9 protein-coding genes are annotated in these 11,638 nt (G+C 71.5%); 8 read left to right on the top strand and 1 reads right to left on the bottom strand.

Translation table 11 applies throughout. The annotated features are described in order from the left end of the window. Positions 1-29 precede the first annotated feature (29 nt). Entirely contained in the window at positions 30-212 is a 183-nt protein-coding gene (locus QN152_05420) for a hypothetical protein (GenBank protein MDR7538959.1), read from the top strand. Positions 213-262: 50 nt separating this feature from the next. Next, positions 263-1,297 carry a hypothetical protein gene (locus QN152_05415; protein ID MDR7538958.1) on the top strand — a complete coding sequence of 345 codons (1,035 nt, stop codon included), beginning with the start codon at positions 263-265 and terminating at the stop codon, positions 1,295-1,297. A 189-nt stretch (positions 1,298-1,486) separates the two neighbouring features. On the opposite strand, the gene QN152_05410 is transcribed toward QN152_05415, so the two are convergent. Next, on the bottom strand, positions 1,487-2,278 hold the full coding sequence (locus QN152_05410) for an HAD family hydrolase (GenBank protein MDR7538957.1): 792 nt from the start codon (positions 2,276-2,278) through the stop codon (positions 1,487-1,489). 130 nt (positions 2,279-2,408) lie between these two features. Here QN152_05410 and QN152_05405 point away from each other — a divergent pair, with 130 nt between their 5' ends. The 6 genes from QN152_05405 (at position 2,409) to QN152_05380 (ending at position 11,627) form a co-directional block, all read left to right on the top strand. Next, positions 2,409-3,455 (top strand): D-alanine--D-alanine ligase, encoded by a 1,047-nt coding sequence (locus QN152_05405; protein MDR7538956.1) that lies wholly within the window; start codon positions 2,409-2,411, stop codon positions 3,453-3,455. A 19-nt stretch (positions 3,456-3,474) separates the two neighbouring features. Further along, a complete protein-coding gene (gene dapF / locus QN152_05400) occupies positions 3,475-4,347 on the top strand; it encodes a diaminopimelate epimerase (GenBank protein ID MDR7538955.1) in 873 nt (290 codons plus the stop codon). A gap of 127 nt (positions 4,348-4,474) precedes the next feature. Further along, complete coding sequence (locus QN152_05395) at positions 4,475-5,770, top strand: alkaline phosphatase family protein (protein MDR7538954.1); 1,296 nt, start codon at positions 4,475-4,477, stop codon at positions 5,768-5,770. 38 nt (positions 5,771-5,808) lie between these two features. Continuing rightward, the gene (locus tag QN152_05390; GenBank protein MDR7538953.1) at positions 5,809-7,056 is read left to right on the top strand and encodes a TolC family protein; all 1,248 of its coding nucleotides are present in this window, start codon (positions 5,809-5,811) and stop codon (positions 7,054-7,056) included. 30 nt (positions 7,057-7,086) lie between these two features. Continuing rightward, positions 7,087-8,445 carry an efflux RND transporter periplasmic adaptor subunit gene (locus QN152_05385; GenBank protein MDR7538952.1) on the top strand — a complete coding sequence of 453 codons (1,359 nt, stop codon included), beginning with the start codon at positions 7,087-7,089 and terminating at the stop codon, positions 8,443-8,445. Next, positions 8,442-11,627, top strand: coding sequence for an efflux RND transporter permease subunit (locus QN152_05380; protein MDR7538951.1), 3,186 nt, complete (start codon positions 8,442-8,444; stop codon positions 11,625-11,627). Before QN152_05385 ends, QN152_05380 begins: the two co-directional genes overlap by 4 nt. Positions 11,628-11,638 lie beyond the last annotated feature (11 nt).

The raw sequence follows: 11,638 nt of genomic DNA, 5'->3' as shown, positions 1-11,638 counted from the left end.
CGACCGGGTGGACTCCGGCGGAGGCGGCCATGGCAGGAGAGGTTCAGTCCGCGTCGTTTGTCGTCCGGCTCAGGGTGGATCCCTCAGAACGCCGGCGCTGGTGGGGGGAAGCCCAGCACGTCGAGACCGGCGAGCGGATCGCCTTCCGCGACCCGGCGAAGCTCCTGGAGTTCCTGCAGCGGCACCTGCGGGAGCTGGATGACACCCGGTGAGTCGCTGCGCGGAGGTGAGGCAGATGCGGTGGATTGTGGCAGTACTCGCGATGGTGCTCGCGGTCGCAGGCATCTCCATGGCCCAGCCTGCGGCGTTTGAGGTCTGGGTGGGCAACGAGGCGCTGGACGAGCTTTACGTGCTGGACGGCCGCACGTACCGCATCCTGGCGACGATCCAGGTCGACGACGATGGCAAGCCGGATACAAGTCGGCCGCACTGGATCGCCTTCAGCCGCGACGGTCGGTACGCATACGTCACCAACGTGCGGGCGGCCGCCAACACCCGCAATCTTCTGGTGATCGACGCCGCGGCCCGGAAGATCGTCGCCGCGCTGCCGGCGGGACCGGCGGCGCACGCGGTCACGGCGTCACCCGACGGGCGGCGCGTGTGGGTGGCCAACAACGGGGTGGACGAGATCTCCGAAGTTCTCGTAGACGGCGGCAGTTTCCGCCCGGGACGCCGGATCGCCTCCGGTGGGGCGGCGCCACACTGCGTCGCCTTCTCCCGGGACGGGCGCACGGCCCTCATCCGTCACCGCGGACGGGTCGTGGCTGGGCAGCGGGCCCCCGGCTCCTTCACCCTCCTTGAGGTTGAGTCCGGGCGGATCCTGAAGAACTTGGAGACCGGGCTGGAGGGCTGTGCCGTCGAGCTGGCCCAGGACGGACGGCGGTTTTTCGGCACAGTGGGCTTCCACGCCACCAACGGCGGAGAGAACAACCAGCTGATGGTGCTCGACACCGCGGGGAGCGTGCTGCATCGGGCTGTCCTGCCTCTCAATGACCCGCAACCGCTGGTGCAGAGCCAGGATGGCACCGCATTGTGGATTATCGGGCGCGGAGACGACAAGGTAGCCGTGCTGGACGCCCGGACCTATCGGATCATTACGACCTACCCAACACCGGAGAAGGCGCAGCGGCTGGAGTTCTCCCCGGACGGCCGACTCGTCTTCTTCAGCGTACGAGGCGCTCCCGGGGGCGGAAAGACGCCAGGGATCGCTATCATGAACGCGGCGACAGGAAGGCTTCTGGGCCTGATTCCCCTGGATGGGGATATCCGTGCCATAGCGGTGCGAGCCCTGGAATAGCCGGCGCGTTGAAACGCTAGAAGCCGCGGGGGCCGAAGGATGATCCCTCCGGCCTCCGTCTGGCTTTCACCAGGCGGCAGTGGCAGTGCCGGAGTCTTTCGGCGGCCCGGCCCGTCCGCTCACCCGCCGCACGAGGTTGAAGTTGAGGGAAACTGGGTGAAGCACACAGAGAATCAATGGCCGCGAACTTTAGCGGGGAGCCATCCAGCGGCGGATGATGTCCGCCGCCTCCCTCAAGGAGGCAGCGACGGCGTCGGGAGCGATGGTCTCTGCCAGCGGGACGTTGTGCGGGTTCGGGTCCATGGTCACCAGGATGGCGCGCATCCCCAGCGCCTGCGCCCCGCCCACATCCGCGTCCAGGGTGTCTCCCACCATGACGCACTGCTGCGGGGCCAGCCTCCAGGTGTTCAGGACGGCGCGGAATATCCCGGGGTCCGGCTTGATCCGCCCGTAGCCCGCCGACGAGACGACAGGGTCGAGGTACTGCGCCAGCCCGGTGCGCGCCAGCACCGCCTCCACCAGACGGTGGTCGGACGCGTTGGAGACCACGGCCAGGCGCAGCCCCATGTCGCGCAGTGCCGCCAGCACATCTGCCGCGTCGGGGTAGGGGGCGATCATGGCGATCTCCGGCTGGAAGAAGACCCAGGAGGCCTCTTCCAGGAACGCAGGGTCCTGAGGCCAGCCCAGCCGCTGCGCCGCGCGCGCCATGGCCTGGCGGTTGAGCAATTGCCGCCCGGTGGCCGCCGTCTCCGTCCACATCCACTGCCGGGCCTCGTGCACCACCTCCGCCGCTTCCGCCGGCACAGGCAGCCCGCGGGCCTGGGCCCAGCGCAGGAGGCCGGCGGTGTTGGCCTCCTCGAAGACATCGCTGCTGTTGGGGCCGACCGCGGAGAGATGCGGTCGTAGCGGCCGGACCAGGGTGCCGAAGAGGTCGAAGATCGCCCCCTGCAGGAGAGGCGACGGGTGCGGACGAATGCTCATGCCGGTGTGTTTGTCGTATGCTGATGCGCGCCCGTCCGCTATCCAGCCGCCCGCGGACGGGCCTGGTTGAGTGTATCATGGCGGACCTGCTCTCCTCCCGCCGCCTCCCGCAGCGTCAGGAGAATTCCCGGTGAGCCGGTTGCGTGTGGCCGTACTCATGGGTGGTCCGTCCCCGGAGCGCGAGGTCTCCCTGCACACCGGGCGGCAGATCCTCGCAGCCCTGGATCCCGCCCGGTACCAGGCGGTGCCCGTGGAGGTGCTGCCGGACGGCCGGTGGGCGCTGGGAGGCGGGCCGCCGCCGGTGCTGTCCGGGGGAGAGGCGCCGCAGGGCGGCAGGCTGGCCGTCCGCTCCGGCGCCATCGGCATCGACCGGGTCCTGCAGGACGGTCCCCTGGATGTGGTGCTGGTGGCCATGCACGGCCCCTACGGCGAGGACGGCACGGTGCAGGGGCTGCTGGAGCTCGCCGGCCTCCCCTACACCGGCTCCGGCGTCCTGGCCAGCGCCCTGGCCATGGACAAGCTGCGCAGCCGGCAGCTCTTCGCCTTCAACCACATCCCCGTACCCGCTACCGTGGTGGTTACCCGGGCGGGCATGGCTCGGGAGTGGACCCACATCGCGGGCGAGGTGTCGAAGACGCTGGGCTACCCCTGCGTGGTCAAGCCCAACGCCCTGGGCTCCAGCATCGGGGTGGCCGTCGTGCGGGATCCGGAGGGGTTACGCCCTGCCTGCGAGGCGGCGCTGGCGTACGGGGACGTGGTGCTGGTCGAGGAGTATATCCGGGGCACGGAGATCACCGGCGCGGTGCTGGAGGACCCCGCCACCGGGCAGGCGCAGGCCCTCCCTCTGGTGGAGATCGTCCCGCGGCGGGAGTTCTTCACCTACGAGGCCAAGTACACGCCCGGAGCCAGCGAGGAGATCTGCCCGGCGCGGCTGCCGCTGGCGGTGGGGGAGCGGGCGCAGGAGCTGGCAGTGCGGGCTCACCAGGTACTGGGCTGCCGGGACATGTCCCGGGTGGACATGTTCGTCCGCGACGGGCGGGTGCTCGTGCTGGAGGTCAACACCATCCCTGGGATGACCGCCGTCAGCCTGCTTCCCCTGGCAGCCCGCACCGCCGGCATCGAATTTCACGCCCTCCTGGACCGGCTGATCGCCTGCGCCTTACGGCGGCGGGGGTAGCCAGGCCCGGCGCGCAGAGATGCGGGGACGCGACTGGTTCGTCAAGGGGCACGGCCTGGGCAACGACTACCTGGTGGTGGACCCGCGGGCGCTCTCCTTTCGCCTCAGCCCCGGAGCGGTGCGGGCGATCTGCCAGCGGCACACCGGCGTAGGCGCCGACGGGATCCTGGCCCTGGTGCCCTCGCGCCGCGCCGCCTTCGGCGTGCGCATCTTCAACCCTGATGGCAGCGAGGCGGAGAAGAGCGGCAACGGGCTGCGCATCCTCTCTCGCTTCCTATACGATCACGGGTACACCCGGCGGCGCACCTTTACCATCGAGACGCCAGGCGGCATCGCCCGCACCACCCTGCGGCTGCGCGCCGGGCAGGTCGGCGCCATCACCGTGGAACTGGGGCGAGCCTCCTTCCAGAGCACCGCCGTGCCTGTGGCCGGTCCGCCGCGCGAGGTGCTGGACGAGCCGCTGGTGGTAGACGGTGAGTCGATTCGGGTGACCGCGGTCTCCCTGGGCAACCCGCACTGCGTCGTCTTCTTGGATCGGCTGGAGGTGGCCCGGCTGCGCCACCTGGGTCCCCGGCTGGAGACCCATCCCGCCTTCCCGCAGCGGACGAATGTGCAACTGGCCAGGGTCGCAGCCCGCGACCGTCTGGAGATCCTGATCTGGGAGCGGGGAGCCGGGGAGACGCAGGCCTCCGGGACGAGCGCTGCCGCTGCCGCCGCGGCGGCAGCGCGCCTGGGCCATGCCGGGCGGCGGGTCGCCGTGACCATGCCGGGGGGGAGGCTCGCCGTGCGGATAAGCCCCGACTGGACGGTGCACCTCACCGGCCCGGCGGAGGAAGTCTGCGCCGGGACGTTCGCCGGCGGCCTCCTGCGGCGGCTGCGCCGCGCCCGCTAAGGTAGAGGCCCGGGGGCGTGCGGCCGCGACGTGTCCGACGAGGGCCGTGCAGGGAGGCAGTCGTCTTTCTGTTGTGGCCGGCCGGCTGCGTCCAGTACCCTGGAATGGAGCTTCCTGGAGGCCTGGTGTGAAGAAGATCCTCTACGTCATCCTGGACGGGGTGGGTGACCGCCCCATCGCCGCGATGGACGGGCAGACGCCGCTGGCGGCCGCGCGCACGCCCCACCTGGACCAACTGGCCCGGGAAGGCCGGCTGGGTCTGGTGCAGACCGTCGGGCCGGGCATCGCCCCCGAATCGGACGTGGCGGTGTTGGCCATGCTGGGATACGACCCGCGGGCCTACCACACGGGGCGCGGTCCGCTGGAGGCCCTGGGTGCGGGGCTGCTCTTCCATGACGGCGACCTGGCGCTGCGCGGCAACTTCGCCACCCTGGGCGCCGGGCAGCGCATCGTCGACCGCCGCGTGGGTCGCAACCTCACCTCGGAAGAGGCACAGCAGCTTGCCCAGGCGGTGAACAGCCAGGTGCGACTGGCGGCGGGGGCCGCATCGTTCGTCCTGGGGGCCACTGTGGGCCACCGCTGCGTGGTTGTCTTCTACCCCCGGGAAGGGAAGCTCTCCGCCCGCATCACCAACACCGATCCGGCGTACGCGCGAGCGGGGGGATTGGGCGTGGCCAGGGCGGTGGTCGGCACCGAGGTGGAGGAGTGCCGTGCCCTGGACGACAGCCCCGAAGCCTGGGTGGCGGCGGAGCTGGTCAACGAGTTCACGCGCAAGGCGCGGGCGGTTCTGGAGGAGCACGAGGTGAACGCGCGCCGCCAGGCCGCGGGCTTGCTGCCGGCCAACGGCATTCTCCTGCGCGATGCTGGCGATCATCTGCCGGCGGTGCCACCGCTGGCGCAGCGCTTCGGGGCGCGCCTGGCCTGCCTGGTGGAGATGCCGGTGGAGCGCGGGATTGCCCGGTACCTGGGGATGGACATCGTGGAGATCGCCCCGGGTGTGGACTACCGGGCGTGGGCGGCCAGGGCGCTTGAGTCCATCGCGGCCTACGACGGGCTCTACCTGCACCTGAAGGGGCCGGACGAACCCGGACACGACGGCGACTGGGAGCGCAAGCGGGCCAGCATCGAGGAAATCGACGCCCAGTTCTTCGGGCCGTTGCTGGCATCCGCTCCAGGGGAATGGCTGTGGGCGGTGACCGCAGACCACGCCACACCCTGCGAGATCCGCGGGCACAGCGACGATGCGGTGCCGCTGCTGGTGGCTGGCAGCGGCAGCGACGGCAGGGCCCGGTTCACCGAGGCGGAGGCGGCCCGGGGATCCCTGGGGACCCTGCAGGGAACCCAGGTGCTGCCCCTGCTCGTCGAACTGGCGGCGGGACCGGGCGGCCGGGCGAAGGCCACACCAGGGGACCCCAGGGGATGAAGAGAGTACCGCCGGGCAGGCGCGGGCGGGGCGGATGCGTGGCCGCCCTCGGTATCGTCCTCCTCCTGCACCTGGCGCCGCCCGCCGCCGGGCAGGTGGTCTTCACTCTGCCCCAGGCGGTGGCCTTCGCCCTGGAGCACAACCCGCAGGTGGCGGCCAACCGTGCCGCGGTGAAGGCCGCAGAGGCCCAGGTGCGCGCGGCGCAGGCCGGCCTGGCCCCCACGCTGAGCCTGAGCGCCGGCGGCAGTCTCGGCGGTGCGGGCGGAAGCGTGAGCACATCGGGTCAGGTGAGCACGGGCGTGACCTACCTTCTTTACGACGGAGGAGTCCGCCAGGTCCAGGTCCGTCAGGCCCAGGCGCAGCTTGAGGCCGCCCGCCAGGCGCTGGCCGCCGCGCTGGCAGAGGTGGCCCTGCAGACGGTGCAGGCTTACATGGCGGTAATCGTGGCGCAGCAGGTGGTCGCGCTCCGGGAGCAGGCGGTGAGGCAGGCGCGCACGCAGCTGCAGGCGGCGCAGGCCAACTTTCGGGCGGGCAGGGTGGCCCGTGCGGATGTGGTCCGGGCGGAGTCGGCCCTGGCCGCTTCCGAATTTGACGAGGTGAGTGCCCGCGGTCAGGCCGAGATCAGCCGGTCGGCGCTGCGCACGGTGATGGGGCTGGACGGTGGATCCCCGGTCACCGTCACCGCCCCGGGGGAGCCGCCGCCCCTGGAGGTCTCCGAGACAGAGGCAGCGCAGCGGGCGCTGCAGCGCCCCGAGGTGCAGCGCGCGGAGGCGGAGGTACGCGCTGCGGAGGCAGCCCTGGCCATCGCCATGATGCAGGGGGGAGTTACCGTCACCCTGGACGGCCGCTACGTCCTGGTGAGCACCGCGGGCAGCGGAACGGGTGCGGCCGGCGCATGGTCGGTGGGGGTGGGTGTGGCGGTGCCGCTGCACGACGGCGGACGGCGCGCGGCGCAGATCGAGGCGGCGCGCGCCGGCCTGGAGACCAGCCGGGCGCGGCTGGAGAGCGTCCGCTTCCAGGTCTGGCAGGAGGCGCTCCTGGCCCGGCTGCAGGTGGCCACGGCGGCGGCGAAGCTGGAAGCGGCCCGGCGCTCCGCTACGGCGGCACGGGAGGCGTTCAACGTGGCCCAGGGGCGGTATGCGGCGGGTGTGGGCACCATCGTCGAGGTGGTCACCGCGCAGACGGATCTGGCGGCGGCTGAGGTGGCTCTGGCGCAGGCTGCGGCGGATCGCTGGACCACCACAGCGGCGCTGCGGCGGGCGGTGGCGCTCCCCGTCCTCCCATGACCTCTGTTGGAGCGGGAGCGAGGTAGGGGTATGCGAAGGGTCGTGGGTATCCTCCTGGCCGCGGGGCTCCTCGCGCTGGCTGGCTGGCGCGCCGTAGAGGTCATCCGGGCGCGGCAGGTGCAGGCCGTGAACAACGCCACGCCGCGGGCCCGGACCACGGTGGTCCAGGCTGTTCCCGCAGCGCGCGGCACGATCACCATGCGCGCTGTCTACGTCGGCGAGGTGGCGGCGCGTGCCCGCGTGGAGGTCTTCTCCCGCATCGGCGGGGTGGTGGCGGAGGTGGCCGTACGCGAGGGGGACCTGGTCCGCCGCGGGCAGGTCGTCGTCCGCCTGGACCCCAAGGAGCTGCGCTTCCAGGTAGAGCAGGCCCTAGCTGCGGTGCGCACGCAGCGTCTCCAGGTGGAGCAGGCCCGGGTCACCCTGGCCACCCAGGAGGCGCGCCTGGCCCAGCTCCTGGCCGGGGCGCCCCCGGAGCAGATCCGCCAGGCGGAGGAGCAGGTGCGGCAGGCCGGCGCCAGCCTGGAGTACAGTCGCCAGCAGCTCGGTCGCGCCCAGGAGCTCTACGCGCAGGGATTCGTCGCCGGCCAGGCTGTGGAGGCGGCCCGCCTGGAGGTGGTGCTGCAGGAGACGCGTCTGCGCAGCGCCGAGGAGCAGCTCCGTATGCTGCGCGGCGGACCGCGGCCGGAGGAGGTGGAAGTGGCGCGGCGGCAGGTACGCCAGGCGGAAGTCGCCCTGCGCCAGGCGCAGAGCCAGCTGGCCCAGGGGGAGGTGGCCCTGCACCAGGCGGAGTCCCTGCTAGGGGAGAGTACGGTTCGTGCGCCGGCGACCGGCGTGGTCAGCCGCCGCATGGTTGACCCGGGAGCCACGGTGACGCCGGCGACGTCGCTCCTCCAGCTGGTGGATGTGGATCCCGTGCTGGTCACCATCCCGGTGGCGGAGCGGGAGACGGCATTCATCCGCCCGGGTATGAGGGCGGCGGCGCGCATCGATGCCCTTCCTGGGAGGATCTTCTCCGGCCTCGTGGTCTCCATCAGCCCGGTGCTGGCCACCTCGACGCGCACGGCGGAGGTACGCATCGAGGTCCCCAATCCCGGACGGCTGCTGCGCCCCGGGATGACCGCACGGGTGGAGCTGGAGCTGGTGGCCCGGACCGACGTGGTCACGGTGCCCGTGGACGCGGTGCTGGAGCAGGAAGGTGTGAAGCGCCTCTTTGTGGTGGCAGAGGGGGTGGCGCGCGCCCGCCAAGTGCAGACCGGGATCAGTGACGGCGTGCGGGTGGAAGTCAGCCGCGGTCTGGCAGCGGGGGAGCTGGTGGTGGTCGCCGGCCAGCACACCCTGCGCGACGGCGCGCCCGTCCTCGTTGCTGAGTCCGGGAGGAAGCGGCCGTGAACCTCTCCCGCCTGGCCATCGCCCGGCCCATCGGCACGCTCATCATCTTCAGCGCGGTGGTGCTGGTGGGGCTCAGCGCGCTGGCCGGCCTGCCTATCGACCTGCTGCCCGAGGTCTCCTTCGGCCGGCTCACGGTATCCACGAGTTATCCTGGCGCGGGGCCAGAGGAGGTGGAGAATTTGGTCACCCGCGTGGTGGAGGAGGCGGTGAGCACGGTGGCCGGCGTGCGGGACGTCCTCTCTACCTCCAGCGAGGGCAGCTCCCGGGTGACCGTCACCCTGCCCTTCGGCATGGACCTGGATGTGGCGGCCAACGACATCCGTGCGGCGCTGGAGCGCGTCCGCCGCCGCCGGCCCGAGGGCGCAGAGACTCCGGTCATCTTCAAGTTCGACCCCTCACAGTTCCCCATCATGCAGCTGGGGCTGGTGGCGCGGGACAGCCAGAGCACCGCAGCGCTGCGCCAGCTGGCCGAGGAGCAGATTCTCTTTCGCCTGGAGCGCGTGCCCGGGGTGGCCCTGGCCGACGTGCAGGGCGGGGTGCGGCGGCAGATCCTGGTGGAGCTGGACCAGGGGCGGATGCGGGCGCTGGGCGTCTCGGCGCGCGACGTGGCCGGGGCGCTGGCGGCGGCCAACCTGGCGGCGCCGGCCGGCCAGGTGGTGGAAGGCGCCCGGGAACTGGGCCTGCGCGCCCTGAGCCAGTTCCGCACCCTGGAGCAGATCCGGCGCACCGTGGTCAGCACCCGCGGCCGCACCCCCATCCTGGTCGCCGATGTGGCTACCGTACGGCAGGGGACCGAGCAGGAGCGGGGACTGGTGCGCATCAATGGCCAGCCGGGTGTGCTCCTGCAGATCCAGCGCCAGCCCGGCGTGAACACCGTGGCCGTCTCTAACGGCGTACTGCAGGAGGTGCGGCAGATCAACTCCTCTCTGTCTGGAGCCACGCTGTTGCTGGTGGGCGATAACGCCCGCTTCATTCGGCGCAGCATTGCCTCGGTGCAGCAGGCCCTGCTGGTGGGGGGCACCCTGGTGGTGGCCGTCCTCTTCCTCTTCCTGCGGGACCCGCGTAGCGTCCTGGTCATCGCCGCGGCGGTGCCTATCTCCGTGGTAGCCACCTTTGCCGTGATGCTCTTTTCGGGCTACTCCCTCAACCTGATGACCCTGGGCGCCCTGGCCCTGGGCGTGGGCATGCTGGTAGACTCGTCCATCGTGGTCCTGGAGAACATCTTCCGCCACCGGGAGATGGGGTACACCGGACGGGAGGCCGCCCTGCAGGGCACCCAGGAGGTCCTCCCGGCGGTCGTCGCCTCCACCCTGACCACCATCGTCGTCTTCCTCCCCATCATCTTCCTCCGGGGGGAGGCGCTGACCACTCAACTCTTCTACCAGTTCTCCGCCGTGGTCATCTTCGCGCTACTGTGCGCCCTGGCCGTCTCCGCCACCCTTACCCCCGTGCTGGCTTCCTTTCTTCCGGCGCTAAAGGGCGGCGGGGAGCGGCACTGGACCGCCTCGCTTGTCGCCGCCTACCGGTCGTTACTGCAGCGGGCCCTGCGCCACCGGGCGACGGTCTACCTGGTGAGCCTGTTGGTCTTTGCCCTGGGCCTAGCCCTCTACCAGTTCATCGGCCGTGAGGTGGTGCCCCAGGCAGACGAAGGCGAGATCTTCGTCAGCGTGGAGCTGCCCGTGGGGACGCCTCTGCCGACCACGGCAGAGGCGATGGCCGGGCTGGAGCGGGCTGCCCGGGAGGTTGCTGCGGAGATTCGAGACGTCACCCTGACCGCCGGCTCCGCCGCCTTCGGCGGGAGATCCAACCGCGGGTTTCTGCGCTTCCGGTTGAAGGATCGGGGCGAGCGCGCACGGTCGACGGAGGAAGTGGCGGCCGTCCTGCGGCAGCGGCTGCGGGTGCCCGGCGGGCGGGTGTTTGTCCGCGCCAGCGCCGGGAGTCTCTCAGTGCTGCGCTTCGGGCAGTCCGATCCCATCGCCGTGGAGATCCGCGGGTTCGATCTGGGCCAGGGGTTGCGGCTGGGGCAGCGGGTCCGCCAGATGCTCGAGGAGATCCCGGGCGTCACCGACGCCAGCGTGGCCCGGGAGGAGCTGATTCCCGAGCTTGCGGTGCGCATCGATGTGGAGCGTGCCGCCGCCTTCGGGCTCACGCCGCAGCAGGTGGTCGCCGCCCTTCAGGTGGGGGTGGGCGGCGATGTGGTCACCATCTTCCGCCAGGGTGGGCGGGAGCAGGACGTGGTGGTGCGGCTGCGGGAGGGCGACCGGCGCACCCCGCAGGACGTGCTCGCCCTCCCCCTGGTTACGCCGGGAGGGGAGCAGGTCCGTCTCAGTCAGGTGGCCGTCCTGGAGCGGGAGGTGGCGCCCGCGTCCATCTTCCGCAAGAACCGCGAGCGGGTGACCACGGTGACCGCGGGGATCAGCGGGCGGGACTTCGGTAGCGTGATGCAGGATGTGCGCTCGCGGATCGCCCGCCTGGACCTGCCGCCGGGATTCGCCGTCACCTTCGGTGAGGAGTTCGAGGAACAGCAGCGGGCCAACCGGCAGCTGGTCGCCGGCTTCCTGGTGGCCGTGGGCCTGGTCTATGCCGTCATGGCGGTGCAGTTCGAGCAGCTGCTCTCCCCGCTGCTGATCATGGGTGCGGTGCCCTTCGCCCTGACCGGCTCGTTGCTGGCGTTGTTCCTCACGGAGACGACGTTGAACATTCAGTCGCTCACCGGGCTGATCGTCCTGGTGGGGATCGTGGTGAACAACGCCATCATCCTGGTGACCTTCATCCTTACCCGGCACCGCGAGGAGGGGCTTCCGCTGTACCAGGCCGTAGTGGACGCAGCGGGAGTGCGCCTGCGACCGGTGCTGATGACCACGGCGACCACGGTCCTGGGGCTCCTCCCCGTGGCCCTGGGCCTGGGGGAGGGAGGGGAGCTGCAGGCGCCCCTGGCGCGCAGCGTTCTAGGCGGCCTGCTGCTGTCTACTCTGGTGACACTGGTCCTCATTCCCACGCTGTACGTGAGCGTGGAGGAGTTCCGCGCCGGATTGCGGCAGCGCCGCGCCCGCCGCCAGGAGAGGGCGCCGGCACGCCGCCCCCTCCCCGTCTCCGGCGCCGCCAGCGACGCCGCCTCCGACCCTGCCGCGGGGGCGACCATCGCTAAACCCGCGGTGCGGACGGCGCGTCCACTCTGGTGAAGACAGGAATG

The sequence above is a fragment of the Armatimonadota bacterium genome (assembly GCA_031459715.1).
Lineage (GTDB): Bacteria > Sysuimicrobiota > Sysuimicrobiia > Sysuimicrobiales > Humicultoraceae > Humicultor > Humicultor tengchongensis.
Note: the sequence above shows the minus strand (reverse complement) of the source record. Positions and strands in the feature narration are given on the sequence as shown.